At 70.3% G+C, this 25,110-nt stretch carries 22 protein-coding genes and 1 tRNA gene; 15 read left to right on the forward strand and 8 right to left on the reverse strand.

What is annotated here, in order from left to right; genetic code table 11:
- Window positions 1-12: 12 nt before the first annotated feature.
- Complete coding sequence (locus KPL78_RS09865; protein WP_219762773.1) at window positions 13-1,611, forward strand: aq_1923 C-terminal domain; 1,599 nt, start codon at window positions 13-15, stop codon at window positions 1,609-1,611.
- Between the two features lie 272 nt (window positions 1,612-1,883).
- On the opposite strand, the gene KPL78_RS09870 is transcribed toward KPL78_RS09865, so the two are convergent.
- Window positions 1,884-4,157 (reverse strand): NADP-dependent malic enzyme, encoded by a 2,274-nt coding sequence (locus tag KPL78_RS09870; RefSeq protein ID WP_219762774.1) that lies wholly within the window; start codon window positions 4,155-4,157, stop codon window positions 1,884-1,886.
- A 139-nt stretch (window positions 4,158-4,296) separates the two neighbouring features.
- Here KPL78_RS09870 and KPL78_RS09875 point away from each other — a divergent pair, with 139 nt between their 5' ends.
- Window positions 4,297-5,877 carry an ABC transporter substrate-binding protein gene (locus KPL78_RS09875; RefSeq protein ID WP_219762775.1) on the forward strand — a complete coding sequence of 527 codons (1,581 nt, stop codon included), beginning with the start codon at window positions 4,297-4,299 and terminating at the stop codon, window positions 5,875-5,877.
- Between the two features lie 138 nt (window positions 5,878-6,015).
- On the opposite strand, the gene KPL78_RS09880 is transcribed toward KPL78_RS09875, so the two are convergent.
- Window positions 6,016-6,101 (reverse strand) — tRNA-Leu (locus KPL78_RS09880).
- A gap of 30 nt (window positions 6,102-6,131) precedes the next feature.
- On the opposite strand from KPL78_RS09880, the gene lipB reads away from it, so the two are divergent.
- Complete coding sequence (lipB, locus tag KPL78_RS09885) at window positions 6,132-6,794, forward strand: lipoyl(octanoyl) transferase LipB (protein WP_219762776.1); 663 nt, start codon at window positions 6,132-6,134, stop codon at window positions 6,792-6,794.
- 354 nt (window positions 6,795-7,148) lie between these two features.
- Here lipB and KPL78_RS09890 read toward each other — a convergent pair whose 3' ends face one another.
- Entirely contained in the window at window positions 7,149-8,297 is a 1,149-nt protein-coding gene (locus tag KPL78_RS09890; protein WP_219762777.1) for a DegT/DnrJ/EryC1/StrS family aminotransferase, read from the reverse strand.
- 178 nt (window positions 8,298-8,475) lie between these two features.
- Between KPL78_RS09890 and KPL78_RS09895 the strand changes: the two genes are divergently transcribed.
- Both KPL78_RS09895 and ppk2 read left to right on the forward strand, forming a co-directional pair.
- Entirely contained in the window at window positions 8,476-9,081 is a 606-nt protein-coding gene (locus tag KPL78_RS09895; protein WP_219762778.1) for a nitroreductase family protein, read from the forward strand.
- A 103-nt stretch (window positions 9,082-9,184) separates the two neighbouring features.
- Window positions 9,185-10,105 carry a polyphosphate kinase 2 gene (ppk2, locus tag KPL78_RS09900; protein WP_219762779.1) on the forward strand — a complete coding sequence of 307 codons (921 nt, stop codon included), beginning with the start codon at window positions 9,185-9,187 and terminating at the stop codon, window positions 10,103-10,105.
- Window positions 10,106-10,144: 39 nt separating this feature from the next.
- Here the strand turns inward: ppk2 and KPL78_RS09905 are convergent, their stop codons facing one another.
- Together KPL78_RS09905 and KPL78_RS09910 are read right to left on the reverse strand one after the other, a co-directional pair.
- Window positions 10,145-10,762 (reverse strand): YeeE/YedE thiosulfate transporter family protein, encoded by a 618-nt coding sequence (locus tag KPL78_RS09905; RefSeq protein WP_219762780.1) that lies wholly within the window; start codon window positions 10,760-10,762, stop codon window positions 10,145-10,147.
- Window positions 10,763-10,772: 10 nt separating this feature from the next.
- Entirely contained in the window at window positions 10,773-11,291 is a 519-nt protein-coding gene (locus KPL78_RS09910; protein WP_219762781.1) for a YeeE/YedE thiosulfate transporter family protein, read from the reverse strand.
- 117 nt (window positions 11,292-11,408) lie between these two features.
- Between KPL78_RS09910 and KPL78_RS09915 the strand changes: the two genes are divergently transcribed.
- Both KPL78_RS09915 and KPL78_RS09920 read left to right on the forward strand, forming a co-directional pair.
- Window positions 11,409-12,839: a cryptochrome/photolyase family protein gene (locus tag KPL78_RS09915; RefSeq protein WP_219762782.1), complete on the forward strand. Its 1,431-nt coding sequence runs from the start codon at window positions 11,409-11,411 to the stop codon at window positions 12,837-12,839.
- Window positions 12,836-13,615 carry a metallophosphoesterase gene (locus tag KPL78_RS09920; RefSeq protein WP_369412714.1) on the forward strand — a complete coding sequence of 260 codons (780 nt, stop codon included), beginning with the start codon at window positions 12,836-12,838 and terminating at the stop codon, window positions 13,613-13,615. Before KPL78_RS09915 ends, KPL78_RS09920 begins: the two co-directional genes overlap by 4 nt.
- 187 nt (window positions 13,616-13,802) lie before the next feature.
- Here KPL78_RS09920 and KPL78_RS09925 read toward each other — a convergent pair whose 3' ends face one another.
- Window positions 13,803-14,573 carry a creatininase family protein gene (locus KPL78_RS09925; protein WP_219762783.1) on the reverse strand — a complete coding sequence of 257 codons (771 nt, stop codon included), beginning with the start codon at window positions 14,571-14,573 and terminating at the stop codon, window positions 13,803-13,805.
- A gap of 116 nt (window positions 14,574-14,689) precedes the next feature.
- On the opposite strand from KPL78_RS09925, the gene KPL78_RS09930 reads away from it, so the two are divergent.
- From KPL78_RS09930 to KPL78_RS09960, 7 genes are all read left to right on the forward strand, one after another.
- Window positions 14,690-15,226, forward strand: a complete 537-nt coding sequence (locus KPL78_RS09930; RefSeq protein ID WP_219762784.1) for a SixA phosphatase family protein — start codon at window positions 14,690-14,692, stop codon at window positions 15,224-15,226.
- 2 nt (window positions 15,227-15,228) lie between these two features.
- Complete coding sequence (locus tag KPL78_RS09935; protein WP_255568903.1) at window positions 15,229-16,815, forward strand: CHAD domain-containing protein; 1,587 nt, start codon at window positions 15,229-15,231, stop codon at window positions 16,813-16,815.
- 161 nt (window positions 16,816-16,976) lie between these two features.
- Window positions 16,977-17,486 carry a thermonuclease family protein gene (locus KPL78_RS09940; protein WP_219762786.1) on the forward strand — a complete coding sequence of 170 codons (510 nt, stop codon included), beginning with the start codon at window positions 16,977-16,979 and terminating at the stop codon, window positions 17,484-17,486.
- Between the two features lie 123 nt (window positions 17,487-17,609).
- Window positions 17,610-18,914, forward strand: a complete 1,305-nt coding sequence (gltA, locus tag KPL78_RS09945) for a citrate synthase (RefSeq protein WP_219762787.1) — start codon at window positions 17,610-17,612, stop codon at window positions 18,912-18,914.
- A 110-nt stretch (window positions 18,915-19,024) separates the two neighbouring features.
- Window positions 19,025-20,413, forward strand: coding sequence for an amidase (locus KPL78_RS09950; protein ID WP_219762788.1), 1,389 nt, complete (start codon window positions 19,025-19,027; stop codon window positions 20,411-20,413).
- Window positions 20,413-21,900: a glycerol-3-phosphate dehydrogenase gene (glpD, locus tag KPL78_RS09955; protein ID WP_219762789.1), complete on the forward strand. Its 1,488-nt coding sequence runs from the start codon at window positions 20,413-20,415 to the stop codon at window positions 21,898-21,900. Before KPL78_RS09950 ends, glpD begins: the two co-directional genes overlap by 1 nt.
- A gap of 145 nt (window positions 21,901-22,045) precedes the next feature.
- A complete protein-coding gene (locus tag KPL78_RS09960) occupies window positions 22,046-22,612 on the forward strand; it encodes a hypothetical protein (protein WP_219762790.1) in 567 nt (188 codons plus the stop codon).
- 143 nt (window positions 22,613-22,755) lie between these two features.
- On the opposite strand, the gene KPL78_RS09965 is transcribed toward KPL78_RS09960, so the two are convergent.
- Both KPL78_RS09965 and KPL78_RS09970 read right to left on the reverse strand, forming a co-directional pair.
- A complete protein-coding gene (locus KPL78_RS09965; RefSeq protein WP_219762791.1) occupies window positions 22,756-23,526 on the reverse strand; it encodes an MBL fold metallo-hydrolase in 771 nt (256 codons plus the stop codon).
- Between the two features lie 68 nt (window positions 23,527-23,594).
- Window positions 23,595-24,341, reverse strand: coding sequence for an aspartate racemase/maleate isomerase family protein (locus tag KPL78_RS09970; RefSeq protein WP_219762792.1), 747 nt, complete (start codon window positions 24,339-24,341; stop codon window positions 23,595-23,597).
- A gap of 97 nt (window positions 24,342-24,438) precedes the next feature.
- Here KPL78_RS09970 and KPL78_RS09975 point away from each other — a divergent pair, with 97 nt between their 5' ends.
- Window positions 24,439-25,092, forward strand: coding sequence for an aspartate/glutamate racemase family protein (locus KPL78_RS09975; protein ID WP_219762793.1), 654 nt, complete (start codon window positions 24,439-24,441; stop codon window positions 25,090-25,092).
- Window positions 25,093-25,110: the final 18 nt, after the last annotated feature.

Below are 25,110 nucleotides of genomic sequence, written 5' to 3' on the forward strand. Positions count from 1 at the left end.
GGGTGCGCCGGCATGCTGGCCCACATGATGGCCGCGGGCTTTACTGCGGCGGCGCAACAGGAAGGGTTCTCCGGGATGGACGCATCACGCAGCACGGGGCTCCGGGCCGTCGCCCTTGCGACGGTCGCCGGTCTGGCCCTGACCGGGGGTGCCCTGGCGCAGTCGAAGCCCTCGCCGCTGGGCGCCCCGAACCGCCCGGCCCTGCCGACCGCCAAGCCGCCGCCGCTCGGTGCGCCAGCGCCCATGCCGGTGGTGCCGCAGCAGGCCCTGCCGCCGCGCCTGGCGCCGCAGCCGCCGGCCGCCCAGGCGCCGGCCCCTGTGCCGCCGCCCTCCCTCGCCGCGCCGCAGGTCATCCCGCCCAACGAGCCGGCCGCGGTCACCCGGCTGCGCGGCCTGCTCGGGCCCAGCGTCCGCCTGTCCTACGGTTCGGCCCAGGCGCTGGACGGAACCGGGGAGCAGGTGCGCCTGACCGCCGTGGTCCTGGAACGCCCCGGCAAGCGCGCCACCATCGAGGACGTGCAGCTCAACGGCCTGCGCGAGGATGGCGTGGCCGAGGCGGTGCTGCGCGGCTTCGAGACGACGGAGGACAATGCGCAGGTGCGCATCGGCATGCTGCGCATCGCCGGCCTGACCGTGCCACGCAACGCCGGCGGCCCGCCGCAGCCCGACCAGGTGCGGCTGGAAGGCCTCCGGCTGGAGGGGCTGCGCGTCTCCGGCGCGGCGAACGTCTCGGTCGACCTCGCCACGGTGGAGAACTGGCTGCCCGGCCAGCCCGGCACGGTGCAGGTGCAGGGCGTGGCAGTGACCGGCATCACGGAAGGCTTCGTCGACGCGGTGCGGCTGGCCCGTGTGGCCTTCAGCGGCGTCGATATCGGCGGCACGATCGCCGCACTGATGCGCATGGAAGGCGCGCCGAGTCTGCCCGGCCGCGCGAGCTTCGAAATGGACGGACTGGAGCTGAGCGCCGGTGGCAGCCCGGTTGGCCGGCTGCAGGAAATGCGCATCGCGGCCGACATGACCGACAACCGGGGCTCGGGCAGCGGCACCCTGGCACTGCGCGGCATCCGGGTCGAACCCCTGCCGATGATCGCCCCCTGGCTGACCCGCTTCGGCTACCAAGCCATCGAGGGCGAGATCACCGCCGCGACCAGCCATGACGCCACCACGGGCCATGTGGAGGTCCGCGACTTCACCATCGCCGCGCGCGACGTCGGCACGCTCACTTTCTCTCTGAACCTCGACGGGCTGACGCAGGAACGGGTCCAGTCGCTGGACTACAGCCAGGCGCGGCTGATCGGCGCAGCGCTGGGCTGGGCGGACAGCTCGCTCTACCGGCGCTTCATCGCCATGCAGGCGGCACAGGCCCGCGTGCCGGAAGACCAGTTGCGCGAGCAATTCGCCGCCATGGCCCAGGGCGCGCTGAGCCAGCCGGACGCGACGGCGCTGGTGCCGATCCGTGACGCGGTCCTGCGCTTCATCCGTGGGCAGGCCACGGACGTCGATATCCGCGTGAACCCGCCCAAGCCGATCGGCGCCGCAGAGATGCAGCAGGTCCCGCAGAATCCGGCGGAGCTGCAGCGGATCCTGGGCATCACGGCGACATCGCGGTGACGCAGCGCGGAGGGGGGCCTTGCCCCTCTCCGGCGGAGCCTTGAGCAGCAAGGTTCTTCGGCCCTGCCAGAGCGACGCGGGACGGAGGGACTCCGCTCCCCCCCCCCCGCAGCCACGAGCCGAGGAGGTCTTCCTCATGGCCGGCTTGGTTCCGCCGGGATTTGCCCCGCCGGCGCTGAGTTGAAACGCGCGACGCGACGGGAAGGGGCAGAGGCCCTCTCCATGGCCCCCTGCGCCCCGTTGTCGCACGCGGGGGCATAAGCCCCCCTGCGCTACCGCGCGGCGTTCGCCTGCGCCACCGCCAACGCCGTCACGTTCAGGATGCCGCGCGCGGTCACGCTGGGCACCAGCACATGGACGGGCTTGTTCATGCCGAGCAGCAGCGGCCCGAGCTGCAACCCGTCCGTCGCCGCCTTGACCAGGTTGAAGGCGATGTTGGCGGCATCGATCCCCGGCATCACCAGCAGGTTCGCCGCCCCTTCCAGCTTGCTGTCCGGCACGGCGCGGCTGCGAATGGCCGGGATCAGCGCGGCATCCGCATGCATCTCGCCATCCACTTCCAGGGTCGGGTTCTGCTTCCGGATCAGCGCCAGCGCCTGGCGCATGCGCCGGGCGGACGGCGCGCCCGAGGCGCCGAAGGAGGAATGCGACAGCAGCGCCACCTTAGGCGTCAGGCCGAAGGCGTGGACCTGCACGGCGGCGAGCAGGGTCATCTCGGCGATCTGCTCGGCCGTCGGTTCCAGGCAGAGATGGGTATCGACGATGAACAGGTGCTCGCCGGCCCGGGTGACGACGCCGGAGATGGCGTAGACGCGGCCGACATCCTCCCGCTTGCCGATGATGTCGAGCACATGCTTCCACTGCCCCATCCAGTCGCCGAGGCCGCCGCAGATGGCCGCATCGACATGGCCCGCTTCCAGCAGCAGAGCGGCGGCGACGGCCGGGCGGGTGCGGACGCGGCGCTCCGCGGCGTCGGGCGGCGTGCCGCGGCGGCCGGCCTTCAGGCGATACAGGTCGGTCAGCGGGCCAAACACCGCATCGTCGCGCGTCGGATCGAGGATGCGGACCGTCTCACCCAGCGCCATGCGCAGGCCGAGCGCCTTCACCTTCGCCGCGATGACCTCCTGCCGTCCGACCAGGATCGGCTCGGCAATGCCTTCGTCTACCACCGACTGCACGGCGCGCAGCGTGCGCTCGTCCTCGCCCTCGGCATAGGCGACGCAGCGGGGGTTCTTGCGCGCGGACTCGAAGACCGGGCGCATCAGGTTGCCGGAACGGAAGACGTTGCGTTCCAGCTCGAGGCGATAGGCCCCGAAATCGGCGATGGGACGCGTCGCGACGCCGGAATCCATCGCCGCCTTGGCGACCGCTGGCGCGATTTCGAGGATCAGGCGCGGGTCGAAGGGCTTGGGGATGATGTAGTCCGGCCCGAAGACCGGAGCGACGCCGCCATAGGCCGCCGCGACGACCTCCGAGGCCTCGACACGGGCCAGCGCCGCGATGGCGTCGGCGGCGGCGATCTTCATCTCCTCATTGATCGTGGTCGCGCCGACATCGAGCGCGCCCCGGAAGATGAAGGGGAAGCAGAGGACGTTGTTGACCTGGTTCGGGTAGTCGGTGCGGCCGGTCGCGACGATCGCATCGGGGCGGGCGGCACGCACGGCCTCGGGCAGGATCTCCGGTTCCGGGTTCGCCAGGGCGAGGACCAGCGGCTTCGGCGCCAGGTGCTTCAGCCATTCGGGCTTCAGCACGCGCGGGGCCGACAGGCCAAGGAAGATGTCCGCGCCGGGCAGCACCTCCTCCAGCGTCCGGGCCTCGGTCTTCTGGGCATAGCGCGCACGATAGGGGTCGAGGTCGTTGCGGCCGGTGTGGATCACGCCGCCGATGTCGCAGATCGTGACGTTCTCCCGCTTCAGCCCCATCGAAACGAGCAGGTCGAGGCAGGCGAGTGCTGCCGCGCCGCCCCCGGTATTCACCACCTTCACGTCTTCCAGGCGCTTGCCCTGCACCAGCAGGCCGTTGCGCACGGCGGCAGCGACGATGATGGCGGTGCCGTGCTGGTCGTCATGGAAGACCGGGATGTTCATCCTCTCGCGCAGGGTGCGCTCGATGACGAAGCACTCGGGGGCCTTGATGTCCTCGAGGTTGATGGCGCCGAAGGAGGGCTCCAGCGCCGCCACGACCTCGATGAACTTCGCGGGATCGCGTTCCTCGACCTCGATGTCGATGGAATCGATGCCCGCGAACTTCTTGAAGAGGACCGCCTTGCCCTCCATCACCGGCTTCGAGGCCAGCGCCCCGATGGCGCCGAGGCCGAGCACCGCCGTGCCGTTGGTGATGACGGCGACCATGTTGCCGCGGGTCGTGTAGTCATAGGCGGTGGCAGGGTCGGCGGCGATCGCTTCACAGGCCGCCGCGACGCCGGGGGAATAGGCGAGGCCCAGGTCGCGCTGCGTCGCCATGCGCTTGGTAGGCTCGACCGCCAGCTTCCCGGGTCGCGGAAGACGGTGGTAGTCGAGCGCAGCGCGGCGGAAATCGTCGTCCATCAGGGCACCTCCAGTTCGAGGTATAGCCCCTGTGTCGCGGCGCGTCAGGCCGTGCGAGGCGCATTGCCGCGATGCTGCCAGGGTGTTCGCAGCCGCAGCGTGGTGCCATGCTCCCCCGACCAACAGGGAGCCAATGATCATGATCAAACGCAGGCATGTCCTCGCCGCCCCGCTCGCCGGGTTGGCCGCGCCCGCCTTCGCCCAGTCGGACCGGGCGCGCACGCTGCGCTTCGTGCCCCAGGCGAACCTCACCTCGCTCGACCCGATCTGGACCACCGCCGCTGTCACCGAGAACCATGGCTGGACGGTGTTCGACACGCTCTACGGCATGACGGACGACCTCAAGGTCGCGCCGCAGATGGCCGAGGGGCACACCGTCTCGGATGACGGCCTGACCTGGCTGGTCAAGCTGCGGGAGGGGCTGCGCTTCCATGATGGCGAGCCCGTCCTCGCCCGCGACTGCGCGGCGAGCCTCAACCGCTGGAGCAAGCGCGACACCTTCGGCCAGTCCCTCGGCGCGGTGGTCGAGGCCTGGGAGGCCGCCGACGACCGCACCATCCGCATCCGGCTGAAGTCGAAATTCCCGCTGCTGCTGGAGGCGCTGGCCAAGCCCGCCGCCGTGGTGCCCTTCATGATGCCGGAACGCATCGCGCGCACCGATCCCTTCCAGCAGATGCCGGAGGTGATCGGGTCCGGCCCTTATCGCTTCGTGAAGGACGAATACGTCTCGGGCAGCCGGGTGCTCTACACGAAGTTCGACGGCTATGTGCCCCGGCAGGAGCCGCCGTCGCGCACCGCGGGCGGCAAGCGGGCGCTGATGGACCGCGTCGAATGGACCATCATGCCCGACAGCGCCACCGCCGCCGCCGCGCTGCAGGCCGGCGAGATCGACTGGTGGGAACAGATCAACGCCGACCTCGCCCCCCTGCTGCGCCGCGCCCGGGGGGTCGAGGTGAAGGTGCTGAACACGCTCGGCTATGTCGGGGTGGCACGCTTCAACTTCCTGCACCCACCCTTCAACAATGTCCGGATACGCCGCGCGCTGTTGCGGGCGATCAACCAGGACGACTATCTGCGCGGGGTGACGGGGAACGATCCCTCGGCCTTCCGCACCTGCCTGTCCATGTGGCCCTGCGGCACGACCTATGAGAGCACGACCGGCAACGAGTTGCTGGCGGGGCCGCGCGACCTCGACAAGGCGAAGGAAGAGATCCGCGCCGCCGGCTACAACGGGGAGAAGGTCGTCATCATCAATCCCTCCGACTTCCCGACCATCGGGCCTTTCGGCCAGGTGACGGCGGATCTGCTGAAGCGGCTGGGCATGAATGTCGACCTGGTCGAGACCGACTGGGGTTCGGTGGTGCAGCGTCGGGCCAGCAAGGAACCGCCCGAGCGTGGCGGCTGGTCCATCTTCCACACCTGGTGGCCGTCGGTATCCGTCATCAACCCCGCCGTGGCGGCGACGCTGCGCGGCCAGGGGGAGCGAGGCTGGTTCGGCTGGTACGGCAACCCCCGCATCGAGGAAGCCGCCGCTGCCTGGCTGGTGGCCGAGACCGAGGCGGAGCAGAAGCGCCTGGCCGATGTGATGAACCGCGAATCCTTCGAGCAGGTTCCCGTATTGCCACTGGGACAGTTCTTCATCGCCTCGGCGTATCGGACAGGGCTGTCAGGCTTCGTACCGGGAAACAGCACCTATCCCTGGAATATCAGGCGGGGCTGACCGTCCCCCAAAGCGCGGGCGCCGGCCATCGGGCGGCTGGCGCCCCGCACGACGCGGCGGGCTGGGCCACGCCAAGCGCCCCCCGGGGTCGGGGCAGGCCCCCGATCCAACGGATGCGACATCGGATTGTCAGGATACTGGTGCGGTCGAGAAGATTCGAACTTCCACGGGGTTGCCCCCACTAGCACCTCAAGCTAGCGCGTCTACCATTCCGCCACGACCGCAAAACCGGTAGAGGGCGCGGCGTATAACCCATGACCGCGATCACAGCAACACACCCCCCCGAATGGATCGTCGCCGAAGGGCGCACCCCTTATGCCGAGGCCCTGGCGGCCATGGAGGCGCATGTCGCCGCCATTCGCGCCGGGACCGGACGCGAACGCGTCTGGCTGGTGGAACACGATCCGACCTACACTGCCGGCACCTCGGCCAAGCCCGAGGACCTGCACGACGCCCGATTCCCGGTCTTCGCGGCCGGGCGTGGTGGGCAATGGACCTATCACGGGCCCGGCCAGCGCACCGGCTACGTCATGCTGGACCTCCACGAACCCCACGGCACCGTCCCGGCCCGCGATATCCGGGCCTATGTCCATGGGCTCGAGGAATGGCTGATCCGCGCGCTCGACCGCTTCAACATCCGCGCCGAACGCCGCGAGGGCCGAATCGGTCTGTGGGTGGCGAATCGGGCGACGGGCGGCGAGGACAAGATCGCAGCGATCGGCGTGCGGGTGACGCGCTGGGTGACTTGGCACGGCATCGCCCTGAACGTCGATCCGGATCTGAGCCATTTCGGGGGCATCGTGCCCTGCGGGATCAGCGAATTCGGCGTGACCAGCATCCACGCCCAGGGCGTGCCGGCGACAATGGACGAAGCGGATTCCGCACTGCGGGCCGCGTGGAACGAGGTGTTCGGGTAGGGCGCGATCGGGGATTTCGCGCTACCGAAGGTCGAGCGGGCCCGGTGACCGTTGTTGTGCCTTTGCTGGCGGAGTTGGAGGGGCTTTGCCCCTCCAGACCACCCCGCCAAAGGCCACAAGGCCTTCGGAAACCTTCACTTGGCACCGTGCACCGCTGAGAAAATCAGCGCCGAAAGCCGCATTGGCGCACGGAGCGCACTTGGAGGGCTCAGCGCAACTGTCGTGCTTGCGCCAATAGGCTGGGGTCCAGGATGCCCAGCATCCCGGCGAGATGGCTTGGAGGGGCGGCGCCCCTCCAACTCCGACTACGGCGCTCGTAGACGAACGCCGCCAATTTTCGCGGTTAGGCCGTACCTACAGCGCCCCGAGAACGACCTCGGACACGCGCTGCGCATCCGCCTCGCTCATATACGGGTGCATCGGCAGGGACAGTACTTGGTCGCACAGCGCCTCACTGACCGGCAGCGGCGCCGGCCCGCCGGTGATGCTGGCAGCGTGGTGTGCCGCATAGGCCGGCTGATGGTGCAGCGGCTTCGGATAGTAGATGCCGCTGCCGATCTGCTGGGCCGACAACGCCGCCTGTACCCGCGTCCGCGTCGCCGCATCGGGCAGGCGGATGGTGTAGAGGCCGCGGGCGCTCTCCATCCCCTTGGGCGTAGCCTGGATGCCGACGCGGCCGGACAGGGCCGCGTCATAGGCCGCGCCGATGCGCCGGCGCTGCTCCAGCTCACCCTCCAGCAGGGCCAGCTTGGCGATCAGGATGGTCGCCTGGATGGTGTCGAGGCGGCCGTTCATGCCGGTGCGCTCCACGGCATAGCGGGTCCTGCCCTCGCCATGGGTGCGCAGGGACCGGTAGAGCTCGGCGCGGTCCGGGTCGTTGGTCAGCAGCGCGCCGCCGTCGCCATAGGCGCCGAGCGTCTTGGTCGGATAGAAGGACAGCGCCGTCGCCTGCCCCCAGCAGCCCAGACGCCGATTGCCGAGCGACCCGCCGAAGGCCTGGGCCGCGTCGTCCAGCGCGAACATGCCCTCGCGCGCACAGATGGCTTCGATCTCGGTCCAGTCGGCGGGCAGGCCGAACAGGTCCACGCCGACCACGGCGCGCGGCTTCAGCTTCCCATCGCGCTTCACCGCGTCGAGCCGGCGTTCGAGGTCGTCGACGTCGATATTGAAGGTCTGCGACGACACATCGACGAAGATCGGCGTCGCGCCGAGGACGAGCGGGACCTCGGCGGTCGCGGTATATGTGAAGGCGGGGAGGAATACCGCGTCGCCGGGCCCGATCCCTTCCGCCATCATGGCAATCTGCAGCGCATCCGTGCCCGAGGAGACGCCGACGGCATGCGCGCAGCCGGCGAAGGCGGCGAGCTTCTCCTCCAGCTCGGCGACTTCCGGGCCGTTGATGAAGCGGCCGGAATCGAGCACCGCGGCGATGCGGCGATCCAGTTCGGGCCGGATCAGCGCCTGCTGGGCCTTCACGTCGAACAGCGCGATGGGGGCGGTCATGATTCCTCGATGCCTCACGCGAAACTTTGAGATTGCGTCTTAGACCCGGCGACCGCGTCGGGCGAAATCACCCTTCATGACCTTGTGCAACGCAACATGCGGTAACGAAGCTGGCGGTCCGTCGCCCGGCACCCCATATCCGAATTGCGATCGATTCTCATTTATGCCCGGAGGCACCATGCCCGACGCCCTGTCCGCCCTGCCGCCCGCCGTCGCGGCACTGCTCGCCCGCGCCTCGGTGCCGCCGCGCCTGCTGCGGGAACCGGCGCCCGGCGCTGCGGTGCTCGACCTGGCGGTGGCGGCGGCGCTGCGGGCGCCCGATCACGGCGGCCTGCGGCCCGCCCGCTTCGTCTTCATCTCCGGAGCGGCGCGCGCTGCGCTCGGGGCGCTCATGGCCGATTCCCTCGCCCGGCGCGAACCGGCTACCCCGGCCGAGCGCCTGGACATCGAACGCGCCAAGCCACTGCGCGCACCGATGGTCGTGGCCGCCGGCGCGGCAATCCGCCCGGATCACCCCAAGATCCCGGTCTGGGAGCAGGAGGCCTCGACAGCCGCGTCGATCATGAATTTCCTCAACGCGATCGACGCTCTCGGCTTCGGCGGGGTGTGGCTGTCCTCGGGCGCGCTGCGGGACGAGATGGTGAAGCGGGCCCTCGGCTTCGCGGCGACGGACAGGCTGCTCGGCTGGATCTATCTCGGCACGCCGGCGCCGGACCGGCCGGTCGCCCGGGCGATCGAGACCGCCGGCATTGCCCGCGACTGGGTGCCGCCGGCCGGGCCGTGATGCTCGCTCGGGGCGCATGGCGCCCTATTCGTCGCAAAACCGTCACACGCGTTTCGCGCGAACGCGTTAGCTGTGCGGCCGCCGACGGAAGACGGAGCGAGGCATGAACGACGAGGACCGGGCGCCGACCGAGCGCCCCTGGATCGCGCTGGAGCTCGAGGACGATTTCGACGAGGAGCTGGAGAACGAGATCGACGACGGTCGCATCCCGCCCGAACTCCGCGAACTCCTGTCCCGGCACAAGAAGAGCACGCTCGACCGCGGGCTCTACTTCCGCGAATTGCTGCGCCTGCAGGCCGAACTGGTGAAGCTGCAGGACTGGGTCCAGCACAAGGGCCTGAAGATGGTGGTCCTGTTCGAGGGCCGCGATTCCGCCGGCAAGGGCGGCGTTATCAAGCGCATCACCCAGCGCGTGAACCCCCGCACCTGCCGCGTCGTCGCCCTGCCGGCGCCGTCCGACCGCGAGAAGACTCAGTGGTACTTCCAGCGCTACGTCCCGCACCTGCCGGCCGCCGGCGAGATGGTCCTGTTCGACCGGTCCTGGTACAATCGCGCCGGCGTCGAACGTGTCATGGGCTTCGCCGACGAACAGCAGGTCGAGGATTTCTTCCGCGACGTGCCGGAATTCGAACGCATGCTGGTCCGGTCCGGCATCATCCTGGTGAAGTACTGGTTCTCCATCACGGATGAGGAGCAGCAGTTCCGCTTCCTGATGCGTATTCACGACCCGATCAAGCAATGGAAGCTCTCGCCGATGGACCTGCAATCCCGCGTGCGGTGGGAGCAGTACACCAAGGCCAAGGAAGACATGTTCGCCCGCACGAACATCCCCGAGGCGCCCTGGACCATCGTGGAAGGCAACGACAAGAAGCGCGCCCGCCTGAACTGCATCGCGCATCTGCTGTCGGCCGTGCCCTACGAGGAAGTGCCGCACGACCCCGTCCTGCTGCCGAACCGCGTGTTCGACCCGCACTACGAACGGGCGACCCTGCCGCGGGAACTCTACGTGCCGGAACGGTACTGACGGAGACGGGAGGGGCGCCCGCCCCTCCCGATCCACGGCTCACTCCGCCGGCACGGCAGCCGCGGGCGGTTGCGCGGGCTGCGGCGGCAGCAGGCCGTCAGCCTCGGCGCCGAGTTCCTCGCGCCACGGCCGCCAGCGCTCCAGCGCGACCAGCGCCAGGACGAGCACCGCCGCGAAACCGCTCGCCAGCATCCAGAACGGAACGCCGGTGACCATGTCGAGCGTCAGCTTGCCCTGTCCCGCCAGGTCCAGGACCGGGCGCAGCGACGGCTCGGCATAGGTGAAGGCGAGCGCGCCGAGGATGCCGCCCGCCAGGGTGAACCACGCATCCTTGTAGCCGGCGCCGATCTGCGCCAGCACCGTGCCGGGGCAGGCGCCGGCCAGTGCGATGCCGATGCCGAGCACCAGCCCGCCGGCGATGTCGGCCATCGGCAGCAGGGCCTTGGGGGACAGCGTCACCCAGCCGAAGCCGGTCATGATGGCGAGCACCACCAACCCGGCCGCGACGCCGGCGAGGAAGACCCGCAACATCAGGAAGGAGCGGAACTGGAACTGCCCGAGGATGACAGCGGGTTCGAACACCCGCGCCTTCTCGAGCAGGAAGCCGAAGGCCGCGCCCATGGCGAGGCCGAGCAGGATGGCAGCGAAGACGGACATGGTCGTGACCTCAGCGCACGGGGCGGAAGAACAGGGTCGCGGTCAGGATGCCGCCGGCGAACATGGCGACCACCGCGGCGAAGGAACCCAGCGAGAGCTGCGCCATGCCCGACAGGCCGTGGCCCGAGGTGCAGCCATCGGCGATGCGGGCACCGAGCAGCATCACGAAGCCCGCGGCGAAAGCCATGGCGAAACGCCCGATCGGGCCTAGGCCGGTCGCCCGCCGCCAGACCGGCGCGACCCCGCGCCGCACCGCGCCCGACAGGCGCGAGGAGGCGAAGGCCCCGAGCGCGATGCCGGCGACCAGCGCGACCTGCCACCAGTTCTTGGCGCCATCGAGATGCGCGGCCGCGTAGCGGATGCCGCGGATGCCGGGATCGAGGAATTCGGCAAGCGAAGCGCCGACGGTGACGAATGAGGAGGAGGCACCGAGCGCGGTGCCCAAGAAAAGGAAGGCAGGGATCTGCAGCAGGCCGATCAGTGCCCCCGCGAGGTAGGGCGACCAGGCCTTGTCGGTGAAGCGAGGCATGGAGCGAATCCTTCCGACAAAGTGCGGTCACGCGACCGCACTTCATTAGAATATTCGAATGCACGAATCCTGCAACAGTGATGACGCAGCGCCAGGACGCCCCCACATAAATCAGCGATGCCCGACGTTGCCTTGCTCTGGTTCCGCCAGGATCTGCGCCTGGCCGACAATCCTGCCCTCTCCGCCATTGCCGGGCGGCCCGTGCTGCCGGTCTATGTCCTCGAGGACGGCACGCACGCGCCGGGTGGCGCGGCGCGGTGGTGGCTGCATCACAGCCTGGTCGCACTGTCGGCGGACCTCGCCGCGCGCGGCGCGCCGCTGCTGATCCTGCACGGCGATCCGCGGCGGCTGATCCCGGACCTCGCCGCCCGCATCGGCGCCGGCGAGGTCCATGCCGGTCGCCAAACCGAACCCGAGGCGCGGCAGCGCGATGCCGCCGTCCATGCCGCGTTGCAGGAGGCCGGCGGGCGGCTCGTTTTGCACCGCAGCGCGCTGTTGCACGAACCGCACCTCGTCCGGACCGCGACCGGCAAGCCCTTCTCGGTCTTCACGCCGTTCGCGCGGGCGCTTTTCGCGGCGCTGGAGGATCTCCCGCCGCCGCTGCCGGCGCCCGACCGCCTGATCGCCGCCCCCGGCGCGCCGGCGGGCCTGGAGATCGCGGCGCTCAGGCTGCTGCCCCGCCCGCCGGAGCCCGACTGGGCGGTGGAATTTCCCACCCATTGGACCCCCGGTGAAGCCGGCGCCGCCGCCCGGCTCACCGCCTTCCTGGCGGAAGGCCTCAACGCCTATGCGGAACGCCGCGACCGGCCAGCCGCCCCCTGGGGCACCTCGGGCCTGTCGCCGCATCTCCATCTGGGCGAGATCTCGCCCCGCCAGGTCTGGCACGCCGCCCAGGCGCAAGGCGGCCGCGGCCTGGAGGTCTTCCTGAAGGAGGTGCTGTGGCGGGAGTTCTCCCACCACCTGCTGTGGCATCACCCGACCCTGCCCGATCAACCGTTACGCCCTGAATTCAATGCCTTCCCCTGGACGACGGATGCCGCAATGCTGCGGGCGTGGCAGCGCGGACGGACCGGCTACCCGATCGTCGATGCCGGGATGCGCCAGCTCTGGCGCAGCGGATGGATGCACAACCGGGTCCGGATGATCGTCGCCTCCTTTCTCGTGAAGCACCTGCTCCAGCCCTGGCAGTCGGGCGAGGCCTGGTTCTGGGACACGCTGGTCGATGCCGACCTCGCGAACAACGCCGCCTCCTGGCAATGGGTCGCCGGCTGCGGGGCCGATGCCGCGCCCTTCTTCCGCGTCTTCAACCCCGTCCTGCAGGGCGAGAAATTCGATCCCGACGGCGCCTATGTGCGGCGCTGGTGCCCCGAGCTCGCCCGCTTGCCCGATCGCTTCGTCCACCGACCGCATGAGGCACCGGCAGCCGTCCTTGGCGGCGCCGGGGTGACGCTTGGCCGGGACTACCCGGCGCCGATCGTCGATCTCGCGGCAGGCCGCGCCCGCGCCCTCGCGGCTTTCGCCGCCATCAAGGGCGGTGCGGCGGCGTGATCCCCTCGGCTGACGACCTGCTGCGGGACGGATTCAGCGGGCTGCGCGTGGTCGGCGACGTGCATGGCGACGCCCGCGGCTTCGCCGCCGCGGTGGCCGGCGCCGAAGCGGCGGGGCTGTTCCTGATTCAGCTCGGCGACCTGACCGATCACGGGTCAGACAATCCCGCCGTGCTGCGCGCGATGTTCGGCCTGATCGATGCCGGTCGCGGCCTCTTCCTCCTCGGCAATCACGACCACAAGCTGCGGCGGGCGCTGACCGGCCAGGCCGTCCGGATGGAACGGGACGGGCTCGGCCGCACCCTCGACCAGATCGCCGCGGCGCCGGATGGCGAGGCCCTCAAGGCTCGCGCCATCGCCGAAATCGGACGCGCGCCGGCCTGGCTCGTGCTGGGCCGGCTGATGTTCGTCCATGCCGCCTTCCATGACGGGATGCTGCAGCACCCCTCCCCGCCCGATGCCGGGGAAGCACGGCCCGAAGGGCTGGTGGGCCGCGCGATCTTCGGCCAGGTGACCGGACGACGCAGCGCAGACGGCTTCCCGATCCGCCTGACCAACTGGGTCGACCGGATCCCAACTTGGCTGACCGTGCTGGTCGGGCACGACAACCGCTCCACGAACGGGCGGCCGGCAACCATGACCGGGCTGCGCGGCGGACGGGCCATCTTCCTCGATACCGGGGCGGGAAAGGGCGGGGCACTGGCCTGGCAGGACTTCTCGCTGGCCGAGGCCGGACTGGATGCGCCGCAGGGGCGCAGCGCCGCCATGCCGGCGTGACTTGGAGAGGGGCTCCGCCCCTCTCCAAACCTCTCCCCGCCAAAGGCCCGAGGCCTTTGGAAACCATCAGTCAATCTGTCTCGCGGGAAGGGAATGGTGTGCCCATCCGGCGACGGATACATGGGATTCGTGGGCCCTTGGCAGGTGGGGTTATCGGAGGAGGGCAGAGCCCTCCCCCGGGCCACGCTCACCCCCACAGCTTGGCGTTGCTCAGCTCCTCCGCGATCCGCTCCGCCGCCGCCTCCAGCAGCGCCTCCCCCTTCTCCGCCGAGGCTGCCCGTGCATCGCCGATCACCCCGCTCGGCGAGATGTCCTTGAACGACCGCCGCCGGATCATCGCGGCGGGCTGGCCTTCCGGCCGGGTCGAATGCGGGCCATGCGCCTCCGCGAGACGATCGCCGCGCACCGCCTCGGGCAGCAGGGTCATGATCATCGAGGTCTCGGCCTCGCAGGCGTGCAGCACGTTGGATTGGCGTTCGAGAATCGGGGCGAAGGCGTCGCCCGCGAGATGCCAATAGGTGCCGGCGGCGACCGCGATGCCGAATTCGGTCTGGCACTCGCCGCCCACCACCGCGACGGCTTCGGCATTGCCGCCATGGCCGTTCAGCAGCATGACGCGCTTGAAGCCAGCCCGCGCCGCGGAACGGACGACACCCTTCAGCACTGCGGAAAAGGTCGCGAAATCCAGCGTCACCGTGCCGCCGAAGGGCACGTGATGCTCGGCGAGGCCAGTCCAGACGCAGGGGGTGACGACGACGGGCCGGCCCACCGCCGCCAGACGGTGCGCGACCCGTTGCGCGACGCCATTGGCGCAGATGATGTCGACGCCAGTGGCCAGATGCGGCCCATGCTGCTCCAGTGACGCGACCGGCACGATCACCAGCGCCCCCGCGGCCGCGCGCTCGTTGAGCTCGGCGAAAGTCAGCTTCATCCATTCGATTTCGGTCGCGTGCGCCATGGCATCCTCCGTCGCTGCGGTACGGCGCGAAGATGCGGCGCGCCTTCCGCGGCGTCGAGGGTCCGGCCCCGCGCAGCCGCGACAGGCGCGACGGGTCGTGGCAAGATGGCCGGGACATGCGTCAGCTCCTCCTCCTGCGCCACGCCAAGTCCTCCTGGGACGACCCCTCGCTCGCCGATCATGCACGGCCGCTCAATGCGCGCGGCAGGCGGGCCGCCACCGCGATGGCGGCGGCGATGCGCGACCTGGGCCTGTCACCGGACGTGGTGATGGTCTCCTCCGCCCGGCGCACGCTGCAGACGCTGGAGGCGATCTCGCCCTTCGCCGACAGCCCGCTGATCGAGCCGATGGACGACCTCTATCTGGCCCCCTGGACGCGCATGCTGGACCTGCTGCGCCAGGCCCCGGAGACCGCCCGCAGCGTGCTGCTGATCGGCCATAATCCGGGACTTCAGGATCTCGCCCTGGCCCTGGCCGGGCCGGCCGCCATGGCCGGAGCCACCTCGGTGGCCGCACGACGCATGGCCGAGGGCTTCCCGACCTGCGCCCTCGCCGAATTCACCGTCGCCACGCCCTGGCGTGGCCTGGCCGAAGGGGGTGGACGGCTCGTCCGCTTCCTGGTGCCTGCCGACCTCCCGGAAACCGTCCAGTGACCATGTCGTCGTCCAATGGGCGCGTCAGCCGCGCCCCGCTCGCCGAACAGACCGTTGAGCCGCCACAACCCACGCCCGCCCCGGTCATCGAAGTGCCCCCGGCCCACGAGCCGGTCTCGCTGGAATTCGACCTGCCGCCCGATGCGGCCGGCCGACTCGGGCGGCTCCCGGCGATCGCGGCGCTGCGCCAGGGCCGGGCCCGCGGCGCGGCGGCCGCGATCATGTGGTACGACAGCGCCGATGGCCGCCTGGCCGCCGAGGGGCTGGTGGTCGAAGCAGCCTCGCGCGGGCCGCGCCGGCTGCTGCGCATGCTGCCTGAGGAAGCGGCAGCCTGGCATCCGGGCTGCCCGCCGCGCCTCCTGCGGCAACTCGCCGCCGATGAGGTGCCCGAGGAAGCCGCGACCGACGCCCTGGCCGCCTTTGCCGCCTTCGCGGGCCGACAGCAGGGCATCCGGCTGGACACCGAGCACGGCCCCGTCCAGCTCATCCTGCTGGAGGGCCGGCTGCGCAGCGTTGCGGCCGAACGGCCGGCCGCGCGGCTGACCCTGACCGGCACGCTGGATGGCGTTCTCGCCGTCGCGCGGATCATCGCCGCCGAGCTACCGTTGCTGCCGCCGCTCGCCGCCCTGGCCGAGGAAGGCCGGGCGCTCGCGGCCAACCAGCCGGCGCGCCCCTATCGTCTCGGCGCGCCGGATACCTCCGCCGCCACGACGGCCGAGGACGCCTTCGTCATCGCCGCCGGCCATCTGCTGGAGGTGCTGCGCCAGCAATCGGCACGCATCCGGGCCGATTCAGCACCCGAGCCGGTGCACCAGACGCGTGTCGCGCTGCGTCGTCTGCGCTCGGTCTTCCGGGTGTTTCGCACCGTCACCGACTGCGCCGCCCTGCGCGGCATCGACGCGCGGCTGCGGGAAGTACTGGCCGTACTCGGCCCGGCCCGCGACTGGGACGTCTTCCTGGGCGGCATCGTGCGGGAGGTCGAGACCGCCTTCCCGGACGACAAGCGCATCGCCGGGCTGCGCCGCGCCGCGGAAGCCCAGAAGAAGGAAGCCTATGCCGCCGTGCTCGCCATGCTGGCCGGACCGGCCTGGCGGCTGCTGTTCATCGATGCGGTGGGTCTGCTCCTCACCCGCCCCTGGCGCGATGCGGAGGAGGAAGCGCGCCTCGCCGCCCTGACCGCGCCCGTGGAGAATTTCGGCCGTTCGGTGCTCGCCCGACGCTGGCAGAGGCTGCGCCGCGCCGGCGACGGCTTCGAGGGGCTGAACGCCGAGGAGCTCCATGAACTCCGCCTGGACGGCAAGCGCCTGCGCTACGCCGCCGAAGTCTTCGCCCCGGTCTTCGGCATCAAGGCCGGCCGCCGCTTCCTGCGCCGCGTCGCCGCGCTGCAGGATGGGCTGGGCCTGGCCAATGACGCGGCGGTGGCGCGCGGCCTGGCGGCGAAGCTGGCCAAGCCCGGCGATGGCGGCCGCGCCTGGGCGGTGGGCGTCGTCGAGGGCTGGAGCGAGGCCCGCGTCGCAGCCAATCGCAATGATGCGCGCGAGGCATGGGAGCGGCTGCACGGCAAGGATCGTTTCTGGTCAGACGAGTAGGCACGCTTCCTGAGACGCTTCTCGCAATCGTCGCACAGCGTTAACGCCTTCCTGCCGAAAATTGGGCCAGCGACCGGTTGCAGGCGCGGGGGGGATCGGTCTAACGATCGCCCGTGCTCGAACGACGGCGTATCTTCAAAGGCCGCAGGACCCGGCCCCGCATGCGCGGCGCAGCACTGCTGATCTCGGCAGTGGTGGCGGTACCGCTCTTGCTCGCGCTGGCCCTGCCCACCAACCTGTTCGGTTCCGCGCCTGCGGACCGGCAATGGCGCGCGGATGCCGCCGATATCCGGGTCGTGGATGGCGAGACCCTCGCGCTGGGTGAGCAGGTGGTGCGCCTGTCCGGCATGGCCGCGCCGATGCGCGGGGAGGCCTGCCAGCGCGCGAACGGCGACAGGTTCGATTGTGGCGGTGCCTCGGCTGCGGCGCTGATGCGCCTCGTCGCCGGCCGGCCCGTCACCTGCCGCATCACCGGCCGGGACGCCTTCGGCCGCGGCATCGGCCAATGCGAAGCGGGTGGCGCCGACCTCGGCCGCTCACTGGTCGGTGGTGGCTATGCCATCGCGACCGGCAGCGCCATGCGTGGCGCCGAGGCGGCAGCCCGCCAGGGTCGCAATGGCCTCTGGGCGAACCGTTCCGGCAGCCCGCAGGATTGGCGCGACCGCGAATGACAGGTGGGTCATGCGCGCCGGCCGGCGCGTTTGCCAATCCCGTCGGCGCACCCTTATCTTGCGCTGCATCATAACGGTCGGGGCCATCCTAGCCCCCGCCCAACGAACTGAGGAAGTTCCTGCATGACCAGCAAGGCCACCGGTTCCATCACCGTCACGCTCGACGGTTCGAACAAGAGCACCTCCCTGCCGCTGCTTGGCGGAACGCTTGGGCCTCAGGTGGCCGACATCCGTAAGCTGTACGGCGACCTCGGGATCTTCACCTACGATCCGGGCTACGGTGCGACGGCGTCCTGCGAGAGCACCATCACCTACATCGATGGCGATGAAGGTGTGCTGCTCTATCGCGGCTATCCGATCGAACAGCTGGCGGAGAAGTCCGACTTCCTCGAGATCTGCTACCTGCTGCTGAACGGTGAGCTGCCGGACAAGGCCGAGTACGACGCCTTCCACAAGGGCGTGACGTACCACACCATGCTGCATGAGCAGCTGAAGAGCTTCTTCAACGGCTTCCGCCGCGACGCGCATCCGATGGCGATCATGTGCGGCGTCGTCGGCGCGATGGCCGCCTTCTACCATGACAATCTGAACATCAACGATCCGGAGCAGCGCCGCATCGCGGCCTTCCGCCTGATCGCCAAGGTGCCGACCATCGCGGCCTGGGCCTACAAGTACTCGATCGGCCAGCCGTTCCTCTATCCGCGCAACGACCTCGGCTATGCCGAGAACTTCCTCTACATGCTGAACGGCGTGCCGGCCGAGGAATACGTCAACAACCCGATCCTCTCCCGCGCCATGGATCGCATCCTGATCCTGCATGCGGACCACGAGCAGAACGCGTCCACCTCGACGGTGCGCCTGGCGGGCTCGACGGGCGCCAACCCCTTCGCCTGCATCGCTGCCGGCATCGCCGCCCTGTGGGGCCCGGCGCATGGCGGTGCCAACGAGGCGGTGCTGAAGATGCTCGCCGAGATCGGCGACGTGAAGAACATCCCGCAGTTCATCAGCGAGGTGAAGGACAAGAACTCCCACACCAAGCTCATGGGCTTCGGCCACCGGGTCTACAAGAACTTCGACCCGCGCGCGAAGATCATGAAGGAGACCTGCCACGAGGTCCTCGCCGAGCTCGGCATCAAGGATGAGCCGCTGCTCGACATGGCGATGGAGATGGAGCGGATCGCTCTGTCCGACGACTACTTCATCCAGCGCAAGCTCTATCCGAACGTGGATTTCTATTCGGGCATCATCCTGAAGGCGATGGGCATCCCGACCAGCATGTTCACCGTGCTCTTCGCGGTCGCGCGCACCGTCGGCTGGGTGAGCCAGTGGAAGGAACTGATCGAGGATCCGTCCCAGCGCATCGGCCGTCCGCGCCAGATCTACACCGGCGCCCCGGCCCGCGACTTCGTGCCGATGGACAAGCGCTGAGCCCTTCCCGTCAGGGCGAACATGCGAAGCCGGTCGGGGGCGACCCTGGCCGGCTTTTCGTTGCGCCGAACCCTGCCTAGGCTCGCGTGCCCAGGAATGGAGACACGGCGATGGCGTCCTATGATCCGCGCGACTTCCGCGCACTGACCTTCCACGACGCCACGGCCGGATTCCGCGACGGTGGCGACACGCCGCGCGCCTTCCTGGAACGCTGCCTGGAGACCATCGCGGCCCGCGAGCCGACGGTCCGTGCCTGGGTGGTGACGAATGTCGAGGGTGCCCGCGCCGCCGCCGATGCCAGCACGGCGCGCTGGAAGGCCGGCCAGCCGCTGTCCCCCATCGACGGCATGCCGGTCGGCATCAAGGATCTGCTCGAAACGCGGGACATGCCGACGCAGATGGGCTGCGTGGCCTATCGTGGGAATTTCCCGAAACGCGACAACGCCGCCGTCTGGGCGCTGCGCGAGGCGGGCGCGGTGGTGCTCGGCAAGACGGTGACGACGGAACTCGGCGGCGCGCATCCGGGGCCGACCACCAATCCCTTCGACCAGACGCGCACGCCGGGGGGGTCGTCCTCAGGTTCGGCCGCGGTGGTGGGCGCACGCATGGTGCCCGCCGCGCTCGGCACGCAGGTGGGCGGGTCGGTGATCCGGCCGGCGGCCTATTGCGGGAACATCGCGCTGAAGCCGAGCCAGGGCGGCCTCAACCGCGGCGAACGCCAGGCCACCAGCATGTCCACCACCGGCGTCCATGCCGGGTCGATCGAGGATATGTGGCTGGTCGCCAAGGCGATCGCGACGCGCGCCGGCGGCGATCCCGGTCGCCCCGGGCTGGTCGGTCCCGATGCGCCGCCACTGGCGCAGCGGCCCATGGTGGTCGGCGTCATGGAGACGGAAGGCTGGCCGCGCCTCGACGACGCCAGCAAGACTGCCTTCGAACAGGTGGTGGAACGCCTGCGCGCGCAGGGCGTCACGGTGCTGCGCCGCGACCAACCGGCGCTGGCGGCCTTCGAGGATGCGCTGGTCGGCGCCCAGGCCATGGCCAACGGCATCACCGGCTGGGAGAATCACTGGCTGTTCCGCAACCTGGTCGCGCTGAACGCGGACGGCATCAGCGCGCGGTCGAAAGCCGTGCTGGCGGCGGCGGAAAAGCGGACGCCGGAGGACTACCGACTGTTCCTCGTCCAGCGGGAGGCACTGCGCGCGCGCCATGCGGCGCTGACCGGCGTCGTCGATGCGCTGATCGCCCCGGCCTGCCCGGGCCCGGCGCCGGTCTGGGCGGGCGACGTGCCGGGGCAGCCGCTCGTGGCGAGGCCCACCGGCGAGGCAGTGTTCAACGTGCCGAGTTCGGCCATCGGCGCGCCCGCCGTCACCGTGCCACTCGCCTCGGTGGGCGGCATGCCCTTCGGTATCCAGGTGATGACGCAGCTTCAGACGGATGCACAGGCGACGGCGATCGCGCGCTGGATGCTCGAGACCATCGAACCCGTGATCGGATGATGGACGACCAGGTCTTCGACATCGTCGTCGTCGGCGGCGGCATCAACGGGTGTGGCATCGCGCGCGATGCCGTGGGGCGCGGCTTCTCGGTCTGCCTGCTGGAACGCGACGACCTGGCGAGCGCCACCTCCTCGGCCTCGACCAAGCTGATCCATGGCGGGCTGCGCTATCTGGAACACTACGAGTTCCGCCTGGTGCGTGAGGCACTGGCGGAGCGCGAGGTCATGCTGCGCATCGCTCCGCACATCGTCTGGCCGATGCGTTTCGTGCTGCCGCATCGGCCGGAGATGCGGCCGCGCTGGATGATCCGCGCGGGGCTGTTCCTCTATGACCACCTGGCCCGTCGCGTCAGCCTGCCGCCACATGAGGCGATCGACTGCCGCACCCATCCCTGGGGCCAGCCGCTGCAGCCGGGCATCACCAACGCCTTCGCCTATTCCGACTGCTGGGTGGAGGATTCCCGCCTGGTGCTGCTGAATGCGCGCGATGCCGCCGCGCGCGGTGCGACCATCCTGACGCGCACCGCCATGGTCGGCACCACCCGCCACGCCGATCACTGGGAAGTCCGCACCGAGACGGCCAACGGAACGCGACGCACCCTGCGCGCGCGCGTGCTGGTGAACGCCGCCGGCCCCTGGGTGATGGAGGCCTTCGGCCTCGCCGGCCAGAAGCCGCGCGGCCATGTGCGCCTCATCAAGGGCAGCCACATCGTCGTGCCAGCCCTGCATGACGGGACGCAGGCCTATCTGCTGCAGAACGACGATGGCCGCGTGGTCTTCGTCATCCCTTACGAGAATGGCTTCTCCCTGATCGGCACCACGGATGTGCCCTATGACGGTGATCCACGCAGGGTGCATGCGTCGGCGGAGGAGATCGCCTATCTCTGCGCTGCCGTCGGCCAGCAGTTTCGCACGGCGCCCAGGCCGGGGGACGTGGTCTGGACCTACAGCGGCGTGCGGCCGCTCTACGACGACGGTTCGTCGGACGCGTCTTCGGTCACGCGCGACTACGTGCTGGAACTGGACGCGGCCACCGGCGTGGCGCCGTTGCTCTCCGTGCTCGGTGGCAAGATCACCACCTATCGCCGCCTCGCGGAGGAAGCCGTCGGGCGCATCGCCAAGGCCGCGGGCCGCGACGCCGGCACGCCCTGGACCGGGACGGCGGCGCTGCCGGGCGGCGAGCTCGGCGCCGGGGGGCTGCCGGCCTTCGAGGCCGAGGCGGCGCGGCGCCATCCCTGGCTGCCGCCGGCGCTGCTGCGGCGTCTGGTGCGCGGCTATGGGTCGGAACTCGACCTGCTGCTGGACGGGGCGCGCAGCGAGGCGGATCTGGGCGCGGCATTGGGCGGCGGGTTGACGGAGCGCGAGGTCGCCTGGATGCAGGCGCACGAATGGGCGCGCACGGCCGACGACGTGATGTGGCGGCGGTCGAAACTGGGGCTGCACATGACGGCGGTGGAGCGCGAGGCGCTGACGGCACGGCTCGGGTAAGGCCGCGGCCGCGCGCAGCGGCGGCGCCCCACCCGGAACGGCCCTCTGGAGCTCCGCAGCAGGTTGCGCTGGATCAATACGCGCCAGGCACGACCGCCGCAGCTTGACCTGCGAGGGGGAAACAACCCAAGCGGGAGCGAACATCATGAAACGCCGATCCCTGGTGCCGTTGATTGTCGGCACGACCCTCTTGCCCGCGATGCGGGCCGCGGCGCAGCCAGCGCCCACCGTGATCCGTGTCGCCCTTCTCGATGTTTCTGCTCTCATGCCGCGCGGCGCAGGCGCCGACTGGCCTGGACAGGGGCCGGGCTGGGGTGGCGGCATGATGGGGTGGGGACCTGGCGCCGGGCGCGGCGGAGGCCGTGGCTTCGGCCCCGGGATGATGGGCATGGGCATGATGTCGATCCGCCCTGACCGTGGTGACGCGAAGACCGGCCCGCTGCGCTTCGAGGTGACCAACTGGTCGCGCAGCGTGCTGCACGAAATGCTCATCGTCGCCGTGGATCACCCGGATTCGCCGCTGCCTTATGATTCGGGCACGGGCCGCGTTCCCGAGGATCAGGTGCGCGTTCTCGGCGACACCGGGGACATGCAGCCGAATGCGAGCGCGACGGTCGATGTCACGCTGCAGCCCGGCGCCTATCTGCTGTTGTGCAACCTGCCGGGTCACTATGCGGCCGGGATGGTCGCACCCTTCATGGTCACGCGCTGACGCGGCGCTTTGCCGGAGAGGGGACGGAGCCCCTCTCTGGCGCTGTCCTGTTCCAGGGCTCCGTCCGATCAACCTGCCGCAACAGGGATGGCGAAGTCTGTCGGATGCAGGCCCGATGGACAGGTTGTCCCGGTCCTTCCCTGTCAGGCCTCGGCAGGCACCAGGTCGAAGGTGGTGATGTCGTCCAGGGTCTCGCCAAACCAGCCGCGGATCTCGGCGTGCTGGCGGCCGATGGGGCGCGGCACGCCGTTCTCGACCGTCATGGGCAGGTCATGGCCGGGGATCAGCAGGCAGCCGGGGCGATCGCGGCAGATCGCCCAGATCATATCGATGGTCGCGCGGCTCACGGCAGGGTCATAGGTCATGTCGGTGCGGCGCGTGGTCAGTTCGATGCGGTTCTTCGCCGCATCCTGCAGCAGCACGCAGTCCTGCCCGTCGCCGGCGATCACGAAGATCAGGTGCCCGGGCGTGTGACCCGGCGCGAGATGCGCGGTGATGCCCGGCAGCACCGTGTCGCCTTCGTCGATCAGGTGCAGGGTGGGCCATTGCGCCAGGGCGGCGACGGCGTGCTCGGGCACCGAAGTCTCGCCCCAGGGCAGGCCCAGCGCCCAGGCCAGTTCCTTGCGCCCAATCGCGATGCGCGCCTGGCGGAACAGCGGCCAGTTCACGCAATGGTCGTGATGCGAATGGCTCAGCAGCAGGTCGGTGACGTCGCCGGGGGTGAGACCACGCTCCTTCAGCTTGGCGGGCAGGACCTTGCGCATCCCGTATCCGCCACCGTCGAGCAGCACGACGCGCCCATGGCCGCGCATCAGCACCACGGTGCTCCAGCCCAGAGCGCCATGCGGCACGACCTTGCCCGGATACCCGTTCACCAGGATTTCGAGATCCCAGCCGCCACCTTGCCACTTCATCCGGACCTCCCCCTCCCTCGCCGTCGAAGCCTAGGCCCGCGCCGTGCACAGGACCAGACGGCGTACCCTCATGCCCTGGCGGGGATGATCTCGCAGGGGCCCGTGACGGTGAAGATGCGGCCGAGCCCGGCAGCGGGCGTCGGATCGGCGCCGATCGCCGCCAGGCAGGCCCAGACGCCAGCCGCAGCGGAATCGATGACAGGCAGGCCGAGTTCCGCTTCGAGCGGCGCCATGGTCGCGAGGCCGGCGAGGTTGGTGCTCCAGATCAGGATGCCATCGGGGCGCGCATCCGCCACCAGCCCGCGGGCGAGGTCCATGATCCGCGCCGCCGGCACCAGCGACGCGTCATGGTTGTTTGTCAGGTCGAGGCTTCGCACGGCGACGAGCTCGCGCCCCAGTCCCGCGGCGGCTTCCTGGGCATAGGCTGCCGCGCCGGGGGTGATGATGCCGACGCGGTGGACATCGAGCGCATCGAGCAGGCCGACCGTCGCGAGCGATGTCGTGGTCGCGGGACACCCGGCGGCCGCCGCCATGGTCGCTGCCAGAGCGCGATCCGCGGCGAGGCCAAGCCCCGCCCCGCGCGTGCCGTTCCAGCACACGACGCCGGGCTCGGCATGGCCGAGTTGCCAAGACGCGTGGCGATACGGTTCTTCGGCATAACCGTCCTTCGGCTGGCCGATCCCGGCGCCATAATAGGTGATCCGCGCCACGCAGGAATCGATGCCGGGAAACAGCGGCATGATGCCCGCCAGCGTGCGTTCCACCACGCGGTTGGAGGATGGGGTGATCGTCCCGATCGCCTGGCGGGTGGTCATGCGGGCTCGCTCTCCGTCCTGTGCCGCCGCAGAATGGCACGATGGCGCGTGCCGCACAGGCCGTGTGCCCTGAGCCTCGATGAACGGGTCTGGACGAATGCGGCTGCTGCTCGTGAACCCCAATACCAATGCGCGGACCACGGCGCTCATGACCGCGATCGCGCAGGACGCCGCCCCGGAAGGCGTGACGGTGCAGAGTGCGACGGCCGGACGCGGGGCACCGCTCATCCTCGACCCGGCGATGCTCGCCATCGCGGGGGAGGCCGTGCAGGAGCTGATCGCAGCCACGGATCTCTCCCCCTTCGCCGGCGTCGTGGTGGCGGCCTTCGGCGATCCCGGGCTCGATGCGCTCCGCGCCGCCTGCCCGATTCCGGCAACCGGCATCGCCGAGGCCGCGATGGCCGAGGCCGCCACCCATGGCCGCTTTGCCGTGGTCACCACCACGCCGCTGCTGGTGGAATCCGTCGCCCGCCGCGCGGAAGCCTATGGCCATGGCAGCGCCTTCGCCGGGACTTGGCTGACGACGGGCGATACTTCCGCGGTGATGGCCGATCCGGACCGCCTGACGGCGGCGCTGGAGGCCGCCGCGAGGTTGGCCCTGGCGGAATCGGCGGTCCAGGCGATCATCATCGGCGGCGGACCCCTGGCAGCCGCAGCCGCCGCGCTGCGACCCCGCCTGCCGGTGCCGGTGATCGAACCTGTGCCGGCGGCGGTCCGCCTCGCCCTATTCCGGGCCGCCCCGGCCACGTGACCGTATCCCCCGACGCGG

Source organism: Roseomonas alba (assembly GCF_019430885.1).
Lineage (GTDB): Bacteria > Pseudomonadota > Alphaproteobacteria > Acetobacterales > Acetobacteraceae > Neoroseomonas > Neoroseomonas alba.

Excerpts from the sequence above, each read along its gene's own strand:
- KPL78_RS09940 (WP_219762786.1), top strand. The coding sequence starts at position 16,977 with ATGCGCGGCGCAGCACTGCTGATCTCGGCAGTGGTGGCGGTACCGCTC.
- KPL78_RS09960 (WP_219762790.1), top strand. The coding sequence starts at position 22,046 with ATGAAACGCCGATCCCTGGTGCCGTTGATTGTCGGCACGACCCTCTTG.
- ppk2 (WP_219762779.1), top strand. The coding sequence starts at position 9,185 with ATGAACGACGAGGACCGGGCGCCGACCGAGCGCCCCTGGATCGCGCTG.
- glpD (WP_219762789.1), top strand. The coding sequence starts at position 20,413 with ATGGACGACCAGGTCTTCGACATCGTCGTCGTCGGCGGCGGCATCAAC.
- KPL78_RS09975 (WP_219762793.1), top strand. The coding sequence starts at position 24,439 with ATGCGGCTGCTGCTCGTGAACCCCAATACCAATGCGCGGACCACGGCG.
- gltA (WP_219762787.1), top strand. The coding sequence starts at position 17,610 with ATGACCAGCAAGGCCACCGGTTCCATCACCGTCACGCTCGACGGTTCG.
- KPL78_RS09905 (WP_219762780.1), bottom strand. The coding sequence starts at position 10,762 with ATGTCCGTCTTCGCTGCCATCCTGCTCGGCCTCGCCATGGGCGCGGCC.
- KPL78_RS09965 (WP_219762791.1), bottom strand. The coding sequence starts at position 23,526 with ATGAAGTGGCAAGGTGGCGGCTGGGATCTCGAAATCCTGGTGAACGGG.
- KPL78_RS09930 (WP_219762784.1), top strand. The coding sequence starts at position 14,690 with ATGCGTCAGCTCCTCCTCCTGCGCCACGCCAAGTCCTCCTGGGACGAC.
- KPL78_RS09865 (WP_219762773.1), top strand. The coding sequence starts at position 13 with ATGCTGGCCCACATGATGGCCGCGGGCTTTACTGCGGCGGCGCAACAG.
- lipB (WP_219762776.1), top strand. The coding sequence starts at position 6,132 with ATGACCGCGATCACAGCAACACACCCCCCCGAATGGATCGTCGCCGAA.
- KPL78_RS09875 (WP_219762775.1), top strand. The coding sequence starts at position 4,297 with ATGATCAAACGCAGGCATGTCCTCGCCGCCCCGCTCGCCGGGTTGGCC.
- KPL78_RS09890 (WP_219762777.1), bottom strand. The coding sequence starts at position 8,297 with ATGACCGCCCCCATCGCGCTGTTCGACGTGAAGGCCCAGCAGGCGCTG.
- KPL78_RS09870 (WP_219762774.1), bottom strand. The coding sequence starts at position 4,157 with ATGGACGACGATTTCCGCCGCGCTGCGCTCGACTACCACCGTCTTCCG.
- KPL78_RS09915 (WP_219762782.1), top strand. The coding sequence starts at position 11,409 with ATGCCCGACGTTGCCTTGCTCTGGTTCCGCCAGGATCTGCGCCTGGCC.
- KPL78_RS09925 (WP_219762783.1), bottom strand. The coding sequence starts at position 14,573 with ATGGCGCACGCGACCGAAATCGAATGGATGAAGCTGACTTTCGCCGAG.
- KPL78_RS09970 (WP_219762792.1), bottom strand. The coding sequence starts at position 24,341 with ATGACCACCCGCCAGGCGATCGGGACGATCACCCCATCCTCCAACCGC.
- KPL78_RS09910 (WP_219762781.1), bottom strand. The coding sequence starts at position 11,291 with ATGCCTCGCTTCACCGACAAGGCCTGGTCGCCCTACCTCGCGGGGGCA.
- KPL78_RS09935 (WP_255568903.1), top strand. The coding sequence starts at position 15,229 with ATGTCGTCGTCCAATGGGCGCGTCAGCCGCGCCCCGCTCGCCGAACAG.
- KPL78_RS09895 (WP_219762778.1), top strand. The coding sequence starts at position 8,476 with ATGCCCGACGCCCTGTCCGCCCTGCCGCCCGCCGTCGCGGCACTGCTC.
- KPL78_RS09950 (WP_219762788.1), top strand. The coding sequence starts at position 19,025 with ATGGCGTCCTATGATCCGCGCGACTTCCGCGCACTGACCTTCCACGAC.